15 protein-coding genes are annotated in these 16,366 nt (G+C 65.9%); 10 read left to right on the plus strand and 5 right to left on the minus strand.

The window, feature by feature from the left end; translation table 11 throughout:
* Window positions 1-26: 26 nt before the first annotated feature.
* A complete protein-coding gene (locus tag LU671_RS15565; RefSeq protein WP_232856138.1) occupies window positions 27-758 on the minus strand; it encodes an SDR family oxidoreductase in 732 nt (243 codons plus the stop codon).
* An 89-nt stretch (window positions 759-847) separates the two neighbouring features.
* Between LU671_RS15565 and LU671_RS15570 the strand changes: the two genes are divergently transcribed.
* From LU671_RS15570 to LU671_RS15590, 5 genes are all read left to right on the plus strand, one after another.
* On the plus strand, window positions 848-1,411 hold the full coding sequence (locus tag LU671_RS15570; protein WP_232856139.1) for a TetR/AcrR family transcriptional regulator: 564 nt from the start codon (window positions 848-850) through the stop codon (window positions 1,409-1,411).
* Window positions 1,398-1,991, plus strand: coding sequence for an eCIS core domain-containing protein (locus tag LU671_RS15575; protein ID WP_232856140.1), 594 nt, complete (start codon window positions 1,398-1,400; stop codon window positions 1,989-1,991). Before LU671_RS15570 ends, LU671_RS15575 begins: the two co-directional genes overlap by 14 nt.
* A 292-nt stretch (window positions 1,992-2,283) precedes the next feature.
* The gene (mexE, locus tag LU671_RS15580) at window positions 2,284-3,525 is read left to right on the plus strand and encodes a multidrug efflux RND transporter periplasmic adaptor subunit MexE (protein WP_203652452.1); all 1,242 of its coding nucleotides are present in this window, start codon (window positions 2,284-2,286) and stop codon (window positions 3,523-3,525) included.
* A 12-nt stretch (window positions 3,526-3,537) separates the two neighbouring features.
* Window positions 3,538-6,717 carry an efflux RND transporter permease subunit gene (locus LU671_RS15585; protein ID WP_203652451.1) on the plus strand — a complete coding sequence of 1,060 codons (3,180 nt, stop codon included), beginning with the start codon at window positions 3,538-3,540 and terminating at the stop codon, window positions 6,715-6,717.
* Entirely contained in the window at window positions 6,714-8,129 is a 1,416-nt protein-coding gene (locus LU671_RS15590) for an efflux transporter outer membrane subunit (protein ID WP_232856141.1), read from the plus strand. Before LU671_RS15585 ends, LU671_RS15590 begins: the two co-directional genes overlap by 4 nt.
* Window positions 8,130-8,398: 269 nt before the next feature.
* Here LU671_RS15590 and LU671_RS15595 read toward each other — a convergent pair whose 3' ends face one another.
* Window positions 8,399-8,638: a helix-hairpin-helix domain-containing protein gene (locus LU671_RS15595; RefSeq protein ID WP_110738643.1), complete on the minus strand. Its 240-nt coding sequence runs from the start codon at window positions 8,636-8,638 to the stop codon at window positions 8,399-8,401.
* 92 nt (window positions 8,639-8,730) lie between these two features.
* Here LU671_RS15595 and LU671_RS15600 point away from each other — a divergent pair, with 92 nt between their 5' ends.
* Window positions 8,731-9,348, plus strand: coding sequence for a LysE family transporter (locus tag LU671_RS15600; RefSeq protein WP_232856142.1), 618 nt, complete (start codon window positions 8,731-8,733; stop codon window positions 9,346-9,348).
* 3 nt (window positions 9,349-9,351) lie between these two features.
* Here LU671_RS15600 and LU671_RS15605 read toward each other — a convergent pair whose 3' ends face one another.
* Both LU671_RS15605 and LU671_RS15610 read right to left on the minus strand, forming a co-directional pair.
* The gene (locus LU671_RS15605) at window positions 9,352-9,747 is read right to left on the minus strand and encodes a hypothetical protein (protein ID WP_232856143.1); all 396 of its coding nucleotides are present in this window, start codon (window positions 9,745-9,747) and stop codon (window positions 9,352-9,354) included.
* Window positions 9,748-9,803: 56 nt separating this feature from the next.
* On the minus strand, window positions 9,804-10,505 hold the full coding sequence (locus LU671_RS15610; RefSeq protein WP_203652446.1) for an NUDIX hydrolase: 702 nt from the start codon (window positions 10,503-10,505) through the stop codon (window positions 9,804-9,806).
* A 142-nt stretch (window positions 10,506-10,647) separates the two neighbouring features.
* Between LU671_RS15610 and LU671_RS15615 the strand changes: the two genes are divergently transcribed.
* From LU671_RS15615 to LU671_RS15630, 4 genes are all read left to right on the plus strand, one after another.
* Window positions 10,648-11,298: a nicotinamidase gene (locus tag LU671_RS15615; RefSeq protein WP_232856144.1), complete on the plus strand. Its 651-nt coding sequence runs from the start codon at window positions 10,648-10,650 to the stop codon at window positions 11,296-11,298.
* On the plus strand, window positions 11,295-12,494 hold the full coding sequence (pncB, locus tag LU671_RS15620; RefSeq protein ID WP_232856145.1) for a nicotinate phosphoribosyltransferase: 1,200 nt from the start codon (window positions 11,295-11,297) through the stop codon (window positions 12,492-12,494). Before LU671_RS15615 ends, pncB begins: the two co-directional genes overlap by 4 nt.
* A gap of 184 nt (window positions 12,495-12,678) precedes the next feature.
* Entirely contained in the window at window positions 12,679-14,052 is a 1,374-nt protein-coding gene (gene ppnN / locus LU671_RS15625; protein ID WP_203652441.1) for a nucleotide 5'-monophosphate nucleosidase PpnN, read from the plus strand.
* Between the two features lie 288 nt (window positions 14,053-14,340).
* Entirely contained in the window at window positions 14,341-14,991 is a 651-nt protein-coding gene (locus LU671_RS15630; protein ID WP_232856146.1) for a TIGR04211 family SH3 domain-containing protein, read from the plus strand.
* A 51-nt stretch (window positions 14,992-15,042) separates the two neighbouring features.
* On the opposite strand, the gene LU671_RS15635 is transcribed toward LU671_RS15630, so the two are convergent.
* Window positions 15,043-16,356, minus strand: a complete 1,314-nt coding sequence (locus LU671_RS15635) for a cytochrome c (protein WP_232856147.1) — start codon at window positions 16,354-16,356, stop codon at window positions 15,043-15,045.
* Between the last annotated feature and the right edge of the window lie 10 nt (window positions 16,357-16,366).

A 16,366-nucleotide genomic window follows, 5' to 3' on the forward strand; every position in this document is an offset into this window, starting at 1 on the left:
ATTCGTTCCTTGTATGAGGGTGGGACTTACCAGCGCTCCATCCACGGGCGCAGGTCAAGTTCGAAGGTCCAGGCATCCCGTGGCTGGGCATGCAGTAACCAGTAGCTGTCGGCGATGTGCGCAGGGTCCAGGATGCCGTCCTGGTCCTTGAGCGCATAGCGTTCGGGGAAGCTGTCGCGGATGAACGCGGTGTCGATGGCGCCGTCGACCACCACATGGGCGACATGGATGTTGCGCGGCCCAAGCTCCCGCGCCATGCTCTGGGCCAAGGCGCGCAGGCCATGCTTGGCCCCGGCGAAGGCGGCGAAACCGGCCGCCCCGCGGGTACCGGCGGTGGCGCCGGTAAAGAGGATGGTGCCGCGCTCGCGGGTCACCATGCGCCGGGCGACCGCCTGGGCGGTGAGAAACCCGGCGAAGCAGGCCATTTCCCAGATCTTGAAGTACTTGCGCGGGGTTTCCTCGAGGATGCTGCACGGAACATTGGCGCCGATATTGAAGACAAAGGCGTCGATCGGGCCGATATCCCGCTCGATGGTCTCGACCAGCTCGGCGACGTCTTCTTCCTTGCGCGCATCGGACCCGAAGCCATGGGCCTGGCCACCTGCGGCGCGGATCTCATCGACCAGCGGCTGCAGTTTTTCCACCTGGCGCCGGGTCACGCAGGCGACATACCCCTCGCGGGCGAAACGCTTGGCGATCTCGCCCCCGGTGGCGTCGCCCGCGCCGATCACCAGCACGACCTTTTGTTGTTCTGCCATGGACCGCTCCATTGATGAATGATCGTTTAGTAAACGAACGCTATGCTACGATCAGCCTATCGTCAAGCCCGCGCCAAGAGGTTCCGCGCATGCGCTACAGCACCGACCACAAGCAACAGACCCGCGAAAAGCTGCTGGCCAGCAGCGGCGCCCTGGCCAAGCGCGGGGGTTTCGCCGCCACCGGCGTGGCCGGGCTGATGAAGGCCATCGGCCTGACCGGCGGCGCCTTCTACAACCATTTCCCGTCCAAGGACGACCTGTTCAGCGAGATCGTCCGCCGCGAACTGGCCAACAGCCCGTTGGCGCGTCTGGTCGAGCGTGGCACCGATCGGCCCCGGCTCAAGCGCCTGCTCGAGCAATACCTGAGCCTGGCCCACCTGCACAATGCCGAGGGCGGCTGCCCACTGCCGCCACTGGGGGTGGAGATCGCCCGCGCCGAGCGACCGGTGCGCGAACAGGCCGAACACTGGCTGGTGGAGCTGCACCAGGCGTGGAGCGAGACCCTCGACGACTCCGAGCTGGCCTGGGCCTTGCTCAGTCAGTGCGTCGGCGCACTGGTGGTGGGCCGTATGCTGGCCAGCGAGCCGGTGCAGGCGCAGGTGCTGGACGCCAGCCGCAAACTGGTCGGACGGGTCTTCGATGAGGCTCGCTAGTACGCTGCTGGGACTGCTGTTGACTCTGCCCGCCTTCGCCCAGGACAGCTGCCCGGTCGGGCAATACCAGGTATGCCTGGTGGTGTGTTTCTGCGCGCCCATCGACCCCAACCAGGGCGGCCAGGTGCTGCAGGATGTCGAGCGCATGGCCAGCGGCAGCCTGGTATTCGCCCTACGCCAGGCTCGCGATGAGGCCACCGCCAGCGGCAGCCAGCCGATTCCCCTGCATATCCGCGCCCAGCTCGAGCCCTGGTACGATTTCGCCGTGCTCGACGCGGCGCGCTACCGGGTGGGCGATGAACAGCAGATCAGCGCCGCCAACGCATTGCTGCAGAACCCGGACGTCAACGCGGTAACCCTGATCGACACCATCATTTTCCGTCGCAGCGCCGATGCCGAGGACAACGTGGCGCTGTGGGCCCATGAGCTCAAGCATGTGCAGCAGTACCAGGAACTGGGAGTGGAGGAATTCGCCAGGCGCTATACCCGGGATTACCAGGCACTGGAGGGGCCGGCCTACGAGATCGAGGCGAAAGTGGCCAAGGCGTTGCGTGAGAAGGCATCCGGCGGGCCACGCTGACTGCCGAATTACACCATCCCCCTGTAGGAGCGGCCTTGTGCCGCGAAAGGGCTGCTAAGCAGCCCCGGCAATTGATGCGTCAACGCTGAAATCCTGGGGCTGCTGCGCAGCCCTTTCGCGGCGCAAGGCCGCTCCTACACGGGGTGATGCCGGCCTGAAACCATGCGTCCGGATCGATGACGGCACCCGACCTATCATTGCGCGTGATAATAACCTTCGCTCCGTTTGATTCGTGCGCCACGCGCAAGACACTCACACTCCGCCCACTACTAATACATTGGCGGAGTTCTCCATGGATCACTCACTCAAACCCTTGCGCTTCCCCCTCGCTGCCCTGGCAGTGGTGGTGCTCAGCGCTTGCGGTCGCACCCCCGACGCCGTGCAGGCTCCCGCCGCGCCCAAGGTCAGCGTAGCCAAGGTGATCGAACAGCCGATCAACGAATGGGACGAGTTCACCGGCCGCCTCGAAGCGCCGGAAACCGTCGAAGTACGTCCACGGGTGTCCGGCCAGATCGACCAGGTGGCCTTCACCGAAGGCGCCCAGGTCAAGAAAGGCGACCTGCTGTTCCAGATCGACCCACGCCCGTTCCAGGCAGAAGTGCGCCGCCTCGAAGCCCAGCTGCAACAGGCCAAGGCCACCGCCATCCGCAGCGCCAACGAAGCCCGCCGTGGCGAGCGCCTGCGCGACAGCAACGCGATTTCTGCGGAACTGGCCGAGTCGCGCAGCAGCGCCGCCGCCGAGGCCCGCGCCGGGGTCGACGCGATCCAGGCCCAGCTCGACCTGGCCCGCCTGAACCTGAGCTTCACCCGCGTTACCGCGCCGATCAGTGGCCGCGTCAGCCGCGCCCAGTTCACCGCCGGCAACATCGTCAGCGCCGACGTCACCCCGCTGACCAGCGTGGTCTCCACCGACAAGGTGTACGCCTACTTCGACGCCGACGAGCGCGTGTACCTCAAGTACAGCCAGCTCGCCCGCGACGGCCAGCGCGGCCAGAGCACCCCGGTGTACCTGGGCCTGACCAACGAGACCGGCAACCCGCACCTGGGCCAGATGAACTTCGTCGACAACCAGGTCAACCCGCGCACCGGCACCATCCGTGGCCGCGCCGTGTTCGACAACCGCGACGGCCAGTTCACCCCGGGCCTGTACGCGCGCCTGAAGCTGGTCGGCAGCGCCCAGTACGACGCCGTGCTGATCAACGACGAAGCGGTCGGCACCGACCTTGGCAAGAAGTTCGTGCTGGTCATGGACAAGGACAACAAGGCCGCCTACCGCGCCGTGGAACTGGGACCCAAGCTCGAAGGCCTGCGCATCGTCCGTAGCGGCCTGGCCAAGGACGACCGCATCGTGGTCAAGGGCCTGCAGCGCGTGCGCCCGGGCTCGCCGGTCACCCCTGAGGAAACGCCGATGGCCAGCGAGCAGACCCTCGCCGCCCTCGCCCAGCAGCGCCAGGCCCTGGAGGCCAGCAACCCGGCGCCGAAGGTTGCCGGCGCCAATGTCAAAGTCGCCAGCGCCCAAGCGCCGCGCGGTTAAGGGACAACACCGATGAACTTTTCGAAATTCTTCATTACCCGGCCGATCTTCGCCGCGGTGCTGTCGCTGGTGCTGCTGATCGCGGGCTCGATCTCGCTGTTCCAGCTGCCGATCAGCGAATACCCCGAAGTGGTGCCGCCCACCGTGGTGGTGCGCGCCAACTTCCCCGGCGCCAACCCCAAGGTGATCGGCGAGACCGTCGCAGCGCCCTTGGAGCAGGCCATCACCGGTGTCGAGAACATGCTGTACATGTCCTCGCAGTCCACCGCCGACGGCAAGCTGACCCTGACCATCACCTTCGCCCTGGGCACCGACCTGGACAACGCCCAGGTGCAGGTGCAGAACCGCGTGACCCGTACCCAGCCCAAGCTGCCGGAAGAGGTGACGCGCATCGGCATCACCGTCGACAAGGCCTCGCCCGACCTGACCATGGTCGTGCACCTGACCTCGCCGGACAACCGCTACGACATGCTCTACCTGTCCAACTACGCCATCCTCAACATCAAGGATGAGCTGGCGCGCCTCGGTGGCGTCGGTGACGTGCAGCTGTTCGGCATGGGCGACTACTCGCTGCGGGTGTGGCTCGACCCGAACAAGACCGCTTCGCGCAACCTGACCGCCAGCGACGTGGTGGCCGCCATTCGCGAGCAGAACCGCCAGGTCGCCGCCGGCCAGCTGGGCGCCCCGCCCGCCCCGGGTTCGACCAGCTTCCAGCTGTCGATCAACACCCAGGGCCGCCTGGTCAACGAGGAAGAGTTCGAGAACATCATCATCCGTGCCGGTGCCAACGGCGAGATCACCCGCCTGAAGGACATCGCCCGGGTCGAGCTCGGCTCCAGCCAGTACGCCCTGCGCTCGCTGCTGAACAACCAGCCGGCGGTGGCCATCCCGATCTTCCAGCGCCCAGGCTCCAACGCCATCGAGATCTCCGACGAAGTGCGGGCGAAGATGGCCGAACTGAAGAAAGAGTTCCCGGAAGGCATGGACTACAGCATCGTCTATGACCCGACCGTGTTCGTTCGTGGCTCCATCGAAGCCGTGGTACACACCCTGTTCGAAGCCCTGATCCTGGTCGTGCTGGTGGTGATCCTGTTCCTGCAGACCTGGCGCGCCTCGATCATCCCGCTGATGGCCGTGCCCGTCTCGCTGATCGGCACCTTCGCGGTGATGCACCTGTTCGGCTTCTCGCTCAACGCGCTGTCGTTGTTCGGCCTGGTACTGGCCATCGGTATCGTGGTGGACGACGCCATCGTCGTGGTGGAGAACGTCGAGCGTAACATCGGCCTTGGCCTGAAACCGCTGGAAGCCACGCAGAAGGCCATGAGCGAAGTGACCGGCCCGATCATCGCCACCGCCCTGGTGCTGTGCGCCGTGTTCGTGCCCGCCGCGTTCATCTCCGGCCTCACCGGGCAGTTCTACAAGCAGTTCGCCCTGACCATCGCCATCTCCACCGTGATCTCGGCATTCAACTCGCTGACCCTGTCGCCGGCCCTGGCCGCCGTGCTGCTGAAGGACCACCACGCGCCCAAGGACCGTTTCTCGCGGTTCCTGGAAAAACTGCTGGGCAGCTGGCTGTTCGCCCCGTTCAATCGCTTCTTCGACCGCGCCAGCCATGGCTATGTCGGCGGCGTGCGCCGGGTCATCCGCTCCAGCGGCATTGCCCTGTTCGTCTATGCCGGTTTGATGGGCCTGACCTACCTGGGCTTCTCGTCCACCCCGACCGGCTTCGTCCCGGCCCAGGACAAGCAGTATCTGGTGGCCTTCGCCCAGCTGCCTGACGCCGCCAGCCTCGACCGCACCGAGGCGGTGATCAAGAAGATGAGCGAGATCGCCCTCAAGCAACCGGGCGTGGCTGATTCGGTGGCCTTCCCGGGCCTGTCGATCAACGGCTTCACCAACAGCCCGAACAGCGGCATCGTGTTCACCCCGCTCAAGCCGTTCGACGAGCGCAAGGACCCGAGCCAGTCGGCGGCGGCCATCGCGGCGGCCCTGAACGCCCAGTTCGCCGATATCCAGGACGCCTACATCGCGATCTTCCCGCCTCCGCCGGTCCAAGGCCTGGGCACCATCGGCGGCTTCCGCCTGCAGATCGAGGACCGCGGCAACCTGGGCTACGAAGCGCTGTACAAAGAGACCCAGAACATCATCGCCAAGAGCCACAACGTGCCGGAACTGGCGGGCCTGTTCACCAGCTACCAGGTCAACGTGCCGCAGGTCGATGCCGCCATCGACCGGGAAAAGGCCAAGACCCACGGCGTGGCAATCAATGACATCTTCGACACCCTGCAGGTCTACCTGGGCTCGCTGTACACCAACGACTTCAACCGCTTTGGCCGCACTTACCAGGTCAACGTCCAGGCCGAGCAGCAGTTCCGCCTCGACGCCGAGCAGATCGGCCAGCTGAAGGTGCGCAACAACCTGGGCGAGATGATCCCACTGGCGACCTTCCTCAAGGTCAGCGACACCTCCGGGCCTGACCGGGTCATGCACTACAACGGCTTCATCACCGCCGAGATCAACGGTGCCGCGGCCCCAGGCTACAGCTCCGGCCAGGCCGAGGCGGCGATCGAGAAACTGCTCAAGGAGGAACTGCCCAACGGCATGACCTTCGAATGGACCGACCTGACCTACCAGCAGATCCTCTCAGGCAACACCGCGCTGTTCGTGTTCCCGCTCTGCGTGCTGCTGGCCTTCCTGGTGCTGGCCGCCCAGTACGAGAGCTGGAGCCTGCCGCTGGCGGTGATCCTGATCGTGCCGATGACCCTGCTGTCGGCCATCACCGGGGTGATCGTCTCCGGTGGCGACAACAACATCTTCACCCAGATCGGCTTGATCGTACTGGTGGGCCTGGCGTGCAAGAACGCGATCCTGATTGTCGAGTTCGCCAAGGATGAACAGGCCAAGGGCCTCGACCCGCTGGCTGCGGTACTGGAAGCCTGCCGCCTGCGTCTGCGGCCGATCCTGATGACCTCGATCGCCTTCATCATGGGCGTGGTGCCGCTGGTGTTCAGCTCCGGCGCCGGTTCCGAGATGCGTCACGCCATGGGTGTGGCGGTGTTCTCGGGGATGATCGGGGTGACCGTGTTCGGCCTGTTCCTGACCCCGGTGTTCTTCTTCCTGATCCGCCGTTTCGTCGAGCGTCGCCAGGCCCGCAAGGCCGGGCACGCAGTGGCCCTGGAGAACCACGCATGAAGTTGCTCAAACCCCTGACCCCGAGCCTGCTGGCACTGGCCCTGGCGGCCTGCGCGGTGGGCCCGGACTACAAGACCCCGGCCACGGAACCGGCGCAGCTCGACAGCAGCCTGCAAGCCAAGGCCTTCGACCGCAGCCGCTTCGAGAGCGTATGGTGGAAGCAGTTCGACGACCCGGTGCTCAACCAGTTGGTACAGGCGTCGCTGGACGGCAACCGCGACCTGCGCGTGGCCTTCGCCCGCCTGAAAGCGGCGCGGTCGATTCGCGAGGACGTGTCCAACGACCAGATCCCCGTGGTCACCAGCCGCGCCAGTAGCGACCTGGGCAAGGGCCAGGTACCCGGCCAGACCGAGCGCCGGGTCAACAGCGAGCGCTATGACCTGGGCCTGGACATGGCCTGGGAGCTAGACCTGTTCGGCCGCATCCAGCGCCAGATCGAAGCCAGCGAAGCCCAGGAAGCCGCCGCCGAGGCCGACCTGCAGCAGCTGCAGGTCAGCCTGATCGCCGAACTGGTCGACGCTTATGGCCAGTTGCGCGGCGCCCAGTTGCGCGAGCAGATCGCCGTGGCCAACCTCAAGACCCAGCAGCAGTCGCGGGACATCACCGTGACCCTGCGCGATACCGGGGTCGGCAACGAGCTCGACGTGGTCCGCGCCGACGCCCGCCTGGCGGGTGTTGAAGCCACCGTGCCACAGCTGCAGGCCGAACAGGTACGGGCGAAGAACCGCATCGCCACCCTGCTCGGCCAGCGCCCGGACGCCCTGAGCGTGGACCTGGCGCCCAAGGCCCTGCCCGCCATAGCCAAGGCCTTGCCGGTGGGCGACCCCGGCGAGCTGCTGCGCCGCCGCCCGGACATCCGCAGCGCCGAGCGCCAGCTGGCGGCGGCCACGGCCAACGTCGGCGTGGCCACCGCCGACCTGTTCCCACGGGTCAGCTTGAGCGGCTTCCTCGGCTTCACCGCCGCGCGCGGCTCGCAGATCGGCTCCTCGGCTGCCAATGCCTGGGCGCTGGGCCCGAGCATCACCTGGGCAGCCTTCGACCTGGGCAGCGTGCGCGCCCGCCTGCGCGGCGCCAAGGCCGATGCCGAGGGTGCCCTGGCCAACTACGAACAGCAGGTGCTGCTGGCCCTGGAGGAATCCTCCAATGCCTTCAGCGACTACGGCAAGCGCCAACAGCGCCTGCTGGCGCTGATGCGCCAGAGCGACGCCAGCCGCAAGGCGGCGGAACTGGCCTCGGTGCGCTACCGCGAAGGTACGGTGGACTACCTGGTGCTGCTCGACGCCGAGCGCGAACGCCTGAGCGCCGAAGACGCCCAGGCCCAGGGCGAGGTCGAGCTGTACAGCGGCATCGTCGCGATCTACAAGGCGCTGGGCGGCGGCTGGCAACCCGACGTGGTGGCCAGCTCGCGCTGATCGCCCCCTGATGTGAAGACTCCTTTGGTTGGTTCCTCCCCCAACCGTTTGCCCCGAAGGCCTTGGTCTTCGGGGCTTTTTTATGCTGCTCCAAAGGCCCTGCACGCCCCTCTGTAGGAGCGGCCTTGTGCCGCGAAAGGGCTGCGTAGCAGCCCCGGCGATTGATGTGTCAACGCTGAACCCCTGGGGCCGCTACGCAGCCTTTTCGCGGCACAAGGCCGCTCCTACAGGGGAAACGGTCAACGTGCGTGCCACATCTGGACAGCCCGTCAAAAAGCAACCTCCCTGGCCCGCGCAATCGCCGCCTGTATCGCCCCCCGCGCCTGCGGGCTGTTCTTCCAGCAACTGCTGCCCACCAGCCCGGCCGCCTCGCTGACGATCTGCAGGGCATCGGCCCCGGCCAGTCGTGCCAGCGAGTCATAACCCAACTGCTCGAGCCGCTGCACCACGGTCGGCCCCACGCCCTTGACCGCCAGCAATACCGCCCGCTCATCCGCGCTGAACGCCATCTTCACCTCCCTGTGCCGCCATGGCTTTGCAAGTCCCGCGAATAATGGCATATATCGTGATCTGCCCGCCCACCTTCCCCAGGAGACTTCCCATGCTCGGCGTGACCGACTACGGCGCTTTCGTGATCGCGTTCCTCATCCTCCTGGCGATCCCCGGCCCCGGCAACTTCGCCCTGATCACCGCCACCGGCAAGGGCGGCATCAAGGGCGGCCTGGCCGCCACCTTCGGGGTGATCCTCGGCGACCAGGTGCTGATGTGGCTGGCGGTGGCCGGCGTCGCCACCCTGCTGGCCACCTACCCGGCCGCCTTCCATGTGGTGCAGTGGGCCGGCGCCGCCTACCTGGCCTGGCTCGGCCTGCGCATGGTGCTGAGCAAGCCCGGCGGTGCGCCGCGCGACAGCGGCATGGCCAGCGGCCGCTACCTGCGCCAGACCATGATGATCACCCTGCTCAACCCCAAGGCGATCATGTTCTACATGGCGTTCTTCCCGCTGTTCATCGACCCGGTGCGCCACCAGGGCGTGGTGACCTTCGCCTTCATGGCGCTGACCGTGGCCGGCCTGACCCTGCTCTACGGCCTGGTGGCGGTGCTGCTCACCCACCGCCTGGCCGAGCGCATGCGCGCCAGCCCGCGGGTGACGCATGCCCTGGAGCGCCTGGCCGGTGTCTGTCTGGTGGGCTTTGGTATCAAGCTGGCGGCGATGCGCTGAGGCTCAGGCGTCGCGCAGCAGGTCGTGGGCGTCGAGCAGGCGGAAGGCTACCTGCGGATTGCGCTCGAGGCCACGGCGAATGGCGGCCGGGATCGACTGGCGGGTCTTGCGGCACAGGCCTGTCTGCGCCGCAAGCTCGATGACGATGCCGCGCATGGTGCGCACCTCGTTGAAGCCAGGGGCGATATGCACGCGGATGCCCAGTTGTTCGTAGAGGCGCGCCTGCAGGTGCTGCAGGTCCTCCAGATCCTTCAGATTTTCCAGGCGTTCGACTAGGCGCTTCTCCTCCTCACGGGTGAGCAGCAGGATGCGTCGCTCGGGGCCGTCGGCCAGGCGTTCGCGGCCGCAGTCGCAGGCGCCCGGTGGACAAGGATGGCGTTGGGGAGGCAGGTTGGTCATGGGGCAAGGATAGTCGCTACTCGACGACTGCAGGAAGAGGCCGCGACCTCTCCTGACTATCCTCCCGCCAGCAAACTCCGGTCGAACATGAACGCCCCGCTCCCCTGTGGGGTATGTCGGTACAGTTGCTGTGGCCGCCCCAGCCTGGGCTGGTTCTTCTCTCCGGTGTCCTGCACCCAACCTTCGCTCTTCATGCGCTCCAGACGTTTGCGCATTGAGGTGTTGTTGACCGGCTGTCCCAGGCACGCCTGCGCGGCGGCCAGGGCGTCCAGCACGGTGAAGCGCTCGGGTGCCAGATACAACGGTAGGTTGGTGTACACGGCCTTGGCCGCCAGCCGTTCATAGGCGCGCTCGACCAGCAGGCGATGATCGAACGGCAACGGCGGCTCATTATCCAGGACGCCTTGCAGATCGAAGAAGGCAATCTGCTGATCCTCGACCACGACCGCAGGGTCGAGTAACGCCAGGTAGTAAGTACTCAATGTCCAGCCCCGTGGGTCGCGGGAAGCATTGCCCTCGGTGCCGACCTGCTCCAGGTGGCGCGGGTACACCTTGGCCTTTTCCGCAAGTGCCCGGCAGGCGGCGGCATCCAGGTTGTTGTCCGCAGTACTGCCATTGACGATGACGCCCGGCAAGGCCCACTGGCCCTTGTAGGGCGTGCGTTGGCGCTGGTGCAGCAGGACCTGCAGGCGCTGGCTCTCAGGCGTCAGGCGCAGGGCGACGATATCCACGCTGGCCAGGACTTCTGCGCTGCTCAAGATGGCACTCCATTTTCAAATACGCAAATATTCCACCAGGGCAATTAAGTTGGTCAAGTATAAAACTTAATTAAGGATATGGCTTGACACACTTAATGCACCAGGTGAAATATATGGCCATCCAAGCGAGAGGAGGCCCCAAATGAACATTGCCAGCTTCGACGTCGACGCGCAGAACGGCTTCACCGCCAACGCACCCCATGAGCTACCCGTTCCGGGCGGCCACCTGATCGCCCCCGCGCTCAACACCATGGCCCAACGCGCCTCGCTGCGCCTGGGCAGCAAGGACGCCCACCCGGCCAACGCCGCCTGGGTGGTCGCCGAGCCGGGCCAGATGCTGCAACCACTGACCTTGGCCAATGCCGACCTGACCTGGGTCAGCCACTGCGTCCCCGGCACGCCGGGCTTCGAGCTGCTGCCCGGCCTGCCCGCCCCCATCGATTACGACTACTTCGTCTGGAAAGGCGTAGAACCCGACCTGCACCCCTACGGCGCCTGCTACCACGACCTGGCCGAGCGCCGCTCCACCGGCGTCATCGAGTACCTCAAGGTGCAGCAGGTACAGGCGATCATCGTCGGCGGCCTGGCACTGGACTACTGCGTGCGCACCACTGCCCTGCAACTGCGCCGCGCCGGTTTCGAGGTACTGCTGTACCTGCCGGCCTGCCGCGCCCTGAGCGCCGAGGGCGCACAGGCGGCCTGCGATGAAATGGCCATCACCGGCATCCACCTGTGCACCGACGAACAGGCCCTCGATACCCGGCTCGACCAAATCAAGGAGGCCCGCCCATGAGCGACAGCGTCTTTGGTCCACGGATCATCCAGAACCTGCTGGATACCGATTTCTACAAGATCACCATGATGCAGGCAGTGCTGCACAACTACCCCAACGCCGAGGTGGAATGGGAGTTCCGTTGCCGCAACGACGAGGACCTGGCGCCCTACCTCGCCGAGATCCGCTACCAGATCGAGCAGTTGGCCGATGTCTCGGTCACCCACGACCAGTTGGCCTACCTGGAGAAGATCCCGTTCATCAAGCCGGACTTCATCCGCTTCCTCAGCCTGTTCCGCTTCAACCTGCGCTACGTGCAGGTTGGCCTGGACGATGCCGGGCAACTGGCGATCCGCGTACGCGGCCCGTGGTTGCACGTGATCCTCTTCGAGATCCCGCTGCTGGCGATCATCAGCGAGGTACGCAACCGCTACCGCTATCGCGAGGTGCTGATCGAGCAGGTCGGCGAGCGCCTGTACCAAAAGCTCGACTGGCTCAGGGCCGAAGCCAGCGACGACGAGCTGGCCGGTCTGCAACTGGCCGACTTCGGTACCCGCCGGCGATTCTCCTACCGGGTACAGGAAGAAGTGGTGCATATCCTCAAGCGTGATTTTCCCGGGCGTTTCGTCGGTACCAGCAACGTGCACCTGGCCCGCGAATACCAGATCAAGCCCATCGGTACCATGGCCCACGAATGGTTCATGGCCCACCAGCAACTTGGTCCGCGCCTGGTCGACAGCCAGGCCGCCGCACTGGAATGCTGGGTACGCGAGTACCGTGGCCAATTGGGCATCGCCCTGACCGACTGCATCGGCATGGATGCGTTCATGCACGACTTCGACCTGTACTTCGCCAAGCTGTTCGATGGCCTACGCCATGACTCGGGCGATCCGCTGGCCTGGGCCGAGAAAGCCATCGCCCACTATGAGCGGCTGGGGATCGACCCGAAGGGCAAGACGCTGATCTTTTCCGATGGACTGGATTTCCAGAAGATGCTTGAGCTGTACCGTGCGTTGAATGACAGGATCCATGTCAGCTTCGGCATTGGTACCAACCTCACCTGCGATATCCCCGGGGTAAAGCCGATGAACATGGTGATCAAGATGACCGCCTGCAACGGCGCGCCGGTGGCGAAGATCTCCGACAGCCCGGGCAAGACCCAGTGCCGGGACGAGAATTTCGTGGCGTACCTGCGGCATGTGTTCAAGGTGAGGTGACCTTCGTGGCAGCGGGCTTGACCCGCGATGCCTTACCGGCCCTGATCGCGGGGCAAGCCCTCTCCCACAAAGGCCACTCCCACGATTGCCAGCCAGGCTTTTTCACCCGCCCCCTCGTTGCCACGCACATTTGCTTGTATGGTGTTGTCCAAGAAGGATGTTTTACCCGCACAGGAAAGACCAGATGCCCCAACGCAATGTCATCAACGCCTCCGTCAGCCCCAAGGGCAGCCTGGAGACGCTGTCGCAACGTGAAGTCCAGCAACTGAGCGAAGTCGGTACCGGCAGCCTCTACACCCTGTTCCGCCAGTGCGCCCTGGCCATCCTCAACACCGGCGCCCATGTCGACAACGCCAAGACCATCCTCGAGGCCTACAAGGACTTCGAGGTACGCATCCACCAGCAGGACCGCGGCGTGCGCCTTGAGCTGCTCAACGCCCCGGCCGACGCCTTCGTCGACGGCGAAATGATCGCCAGCACCCGCGAGATGCTGTTCAGCGCCCTGCGCGACATCGTCTACACCGAGAGCGAGCTGGCCAGCCAGCGCATCGACCTGGAAAGCTCGCAAGGCCTCACCGACTACGTCTTCCACCTGCTGCGCAACGCCCGCACCCTGCGCCCGGGCGTCGAGCCGAAGTTGGTGGTGTGCTGGGGCGGGCACTCGATCAGCAGCGAGGAATACCAGTACACCAAGAAGGTCGGCCACGAGCTGGGCCTGCGCAAGCTGGATGTCTGCACCGGCTGCGGCCCGGGCGTGATGAAGGGGCCGATGAAGGGCGCCACCATTGCCCATGCCAAGCAGCGCATGCACGGCAGTCGCTACCTGGGCCTGACCGAGCCGGGCATCATCGCCGCCGAGGCGCCCAACCCGATCGTCAACGAACTGGTGATCCTGCCGGACATCGAGAAGCGCCTGGAGGCCTTCGTCCGCGTCGGCCACGGCATCATCATCTTCCCCGGCGGCGCCGGCACCGCCGAGGAGTTCCTGTACCTGCTCGGCATTCTCATGCACCCGGACAACCAGGACTTGCCGTTCCCGGTCGTGCTCACCGGGCCGCGCAGCGCCGAAGCCTTCCTGCAGCAGTTGCACGCCTTCGTCGGCGCAACCCTCGGCGAGGCCGCCCAGCGTCACTACCAGATCATCATCGACGATCCGGCCGAAGTGGCCCGGCAGATGGTCGAGGGGCTCAAGGTGGTCAAGCAGTTCCGCCGTGAACGTAACGACGCGTTCCACTTCAACTGGCTGCTGAAGATCGACGAGGGCTTCCAGCACCCGTTCGACCCGACCCACGAGAACATGGCCAACCTGGCCCTGCGCCGCGAACTGCCGCCCCACGAATTGGCGGCCAACCTGCGCCGGGCGTTCTCCGGGATCGTCGCCGGCAACGTCAAGGACAAGGGCATCCGCCTGATCGAGGAGCACGGGCCGTACCAGATCCGCGGCGACGCGGCGATCCTCGACCCGCTCGGGCGCCTGCTGCAGGCGTTCGTCGACCAGCACCGCATGAAGCTGCCCGGTGGGGCGGCGTATGTGCCGTGCTATGAGGTGGTGGCCTGAGGTAGCCGCTGCAATGGAGCAAAAAGTAATGCTGTGATTTAGCTGGGGCAGCGTGGGAGCGGGCTTGCCCCGCGATCACCGACAAAGTCGGTGCCATCGATCGCATCGCGGGGCAAGCCCGCTCCCACGCTGCTAGAGATACGGCCAGCAACATCCTGCAGACATTTCCTGCACCAGGTAGTGAACCTGCCTACAAAAAAACGGTCTTTCGCTGACGGTCAATCCACCCGACCGGATCGCCGGCCCAGTCATCGGGCCTTCATTCGTCCTGTTTCAGCGAAGACCAGCATGCCAGACATCCAGCCCGCTTCCCCTGCCCTCACCGCCCTGCGCGGCGGCCTGATCGCCGCCCTGATCGCCCTTGCCGTTCCGGCCCACGCCGAAGAGCCGGCCAGCGATGCGCGCTGGGTCAGCGACAGCCTGAGCACCTACGTGCGCAGCGGTCCCACCGATGGCCACCGCATAGTCGGCACGCTCAAGTCCGGGCAGAAGGTCAGCCTGGTGACCAGCCAGGGCAACTACAGCCAGGTGCGCGGACAGAGCGGCGACCTGGTGTGGATCCTCAGCAACGACCTGCAGGCCGTGCCCGGCCAGAACGAGCGCCTGCCGCAGCTCGACGCCCAGGTGGCCGAGTTGTCCGGCCAGTTGAAGAACATCGACGAGAGCTGGAAGAACCGCGTGCAGGGCATGCAGGAGACCCTCGACTCGCGCAAGGCGCTGATCGACGAGCTGGAAAGCCGCAACAAGGCGCTCAACGAGCAACTGGCGCAGAGCCAGTCGACCCTGCGCGACACCCAGGCGCGCCTGGGTGACGAGAACAAGCAGGTGATGATGCGCTACATGGTCTACGGCGGCAGCATCGCCGGGGCCGGGCTGCTGGCGGGGTTGATCCTGCCGGCGCTGACCCGCGGCCGTAAACGCAACGACCGCTGGTTCTGAGTGGCGGGGCCAGGGGCAAGGTCGTGCAGACCCGTTGCCCCCGGCCACTGCTCAGGGCTCCTGGATACCCGTGGTATCGCCGATCAACGACTCGGCCTTCAGTGCCGGCGGCGCCTGCTTGCGCAGTTGCGCCACCTGCCCCGCGTTCACCGCCGGTGCCTGGTTGCCCCAGCTGGCGCGAATGAAGTTGACCACATCGGCCACCTGCTGGTCCGACAGGCGCCAGCCGAAGCCCGGCATGCTGAAGGTCGAGGGCGCCGTCGCCGTGGCCGGCAGGGTCGCGCCCTCCAGCACGATGTGGATCAACGAGGTGGCATCCTCGCCCTGCACCACCGGGTTGCCGGCCAGCGCCGGGAACACCCGGGCGTAGCCCTTGCCGTCGGTGCGGTGGCAGGCACCGCAGTTGTCGACGTAGAGCGCCGCGCCGGTCTTGCCATCATTGCCCTGCCACAGCGCCTGGGCGACGGCAGGGTCCTCGCGGAACGGTTTGTCGTCCGGGTTCACCGGCGGCAAGGTCTTGAGGTAACGGGCGATGGCGGTCAGGTCGGCGTCGCTCATGTACTGCATGCTGTGCTCGACCACATCGCTCATGCCGCCAAACACTGCGGTGCGCTCGTTGCGCCCGGTCTTGAGGAAGGCAACGATCTGCGCCTCGTCCCAACTGCCCAGGCCATCCTTGTGGTCACCGCGCAGGCTCTTGGCGATCCATCCTTCAAGGGGCGCGCTGCCGGACAGGAATGCCGCGCCGTCGCCGGCATCCAGGGCTTTTTCCTGCATGGTCAGCGCCCGCGGCGTGTGGCACGCGCCACAGTGCCCCAGCCCTTCGACCAGATAGGCGCCGCGCGCCACCAGCGAATCACGCCCGGCGGCTTCGAACGGTTTGACCGCCGGCGCGAACAACCCACGCCAGAACGCCAACGGCCAGCGCATGCTCAGCGGCCAGGGAATGTCGCTGTCCTTGTTCTGCTGCTCCACCGGCTGCACGCCGTGCATGAAGTAGGCGTAGAGCGCCTGCATGTCCTGGTCGCTGACCCGGGCATAGGACGGGTACGGCATGGCCGGATACAGCGTGCTGCCATCCTTGCCGATACCCTGGCGCACGGCACGCTCGAAGTCCTCGTAGCTGTACTGGCCGATGCCGCTCGCATGGGGCGTGATATTGGTCGAGTACAGGGTGCCGATGGGCGTTTCCATGGGCAGCCCGCCGGCGAACGGCTTGCCGCCCTTGGCGGTGTGGCAGGCCACGCAGTCGCCGGCGCGGGCCAGGTATTCGCCTTGCCTGACCTGCGCCGGGTCCACCGCGTCGGCGGCCTGCAGCAAGGTGCTGGCGCCCAGGCCCAGCATGGCGATGAGCAATGTCTTCATGTTGGCCTTC

Origin of the sequence: Pseudomonas sp. NMI760_13 (assembly GCF_021283245.1) — a bacterium.
GTDB classification, from domain to species: domain Bacteria; phylum Pseudomonadota; class Gammaproteobacteria; order Pseudomonadales; family Pseudomonadaceae; genus Aquipseudomonas; species Aquipseudomonas peradeniyensis.

Excerpts from the sequence above, each read along its gene's own strand:
- LU671_RS15565 (WP_232856138.1), bottom strand. The coding sequence starts at position 758 with ATGGCAGAACAACAAAAGGTCGTGCTGGTGATCGGCGCGGGCGACGCC.
- LU671_RS15570 (WP_232856139.1), top strand. The coding sequence starts at position 848 with ATGCGCTACAGCACCGACCACAAGCAACAGACCCGCGAAAAGCTGCTG.
- LU671_RS15575 (WP_232856140.1), top strand. The coding sequence starts at position 1,398 with ATGAGGCTCGCTAGTACGCTGCTGGGACTGCTGTTGACTCTGCCCGCC.
- mexE (WP_203652452.1), top strand. The coding sequence starts at position 2,284 with ATGGATCACTCACTCAAACCCTTGCGCTTCCCCCTCGCTGCCCTGGCA.
- LU671_RS15585 (WP_203652451.1), top strand. The coding sequence starts at position 3,538 with ATGAACTTTTCGAAATTCTTCATTACCCGGCCGATCTTCGCCGCGGTG.
- LU671_RS15590 (WP_232856141.1), top strand. The coding sequence starts at position 6,714 with ATGAAGTTGCTCAAACCCCTGACCCCGAGCCTGCTGGCACTGGCCCTG.
- LU671_RS15595 (WP_110738643.1), bottom strand. The coding sequence starts at position 8,638 with ATGGCGTTCAGCGCGGATGAGCGGGCGGTATTGCTGGCGGTCAAGGGC.
- LU671_RS15600 (WP_232856142.1), top strand. The coding sequence starts at position 8,731 with ATGCTCGGCGTGACCGACTACGGCGCTTTCGTGATCGCGTTCCTCATC.
- LU671_RS15605 (WP_232856143.1), bottom strand. The coding sequence starts at position 9,747 with ATGACCAACCTGCCTCCCCAACGCCATCCTTGTCCACCGGGCGCCTGC.
- LU671_RS15615 (WP_232856144.1), top strand. The coding sequence starts at position 10,648 with ATGAACATTGCCAGCTTCGACGTCGACGCGCAGAACGGCTTCACCGCC.
- pncB (WP_232856145.1), top strand. The coding sequence starts at position 11,295 with ATGAGCGACAGCGTCTTTGGTCCACGGATCATCCAGAACCTGCTGGAT.
- ppnN (WP_203652441.1), top strand. The coding sequence starts at position 12,679 with ATGCCCCAACGCAATGTCATCAACGCCTCCGTCAGCCCCAAGGGCAGC.
- LU671_RS15630 (WP_232856146.1), top strand. The coding sequence starts at position 14,341 with ATGCCAGACATCCAGCCCGCTTCCCCTGCCCTCACCGCCCTGCGCGGC.
- LU671_RS15635 (WP_232856147.1), bottom strand. The coding sequence starts at position 16,356 with ATGAAGACATTGCTCATCGCCATGCTGGGCCTGGGCGCCAGCACCTTG.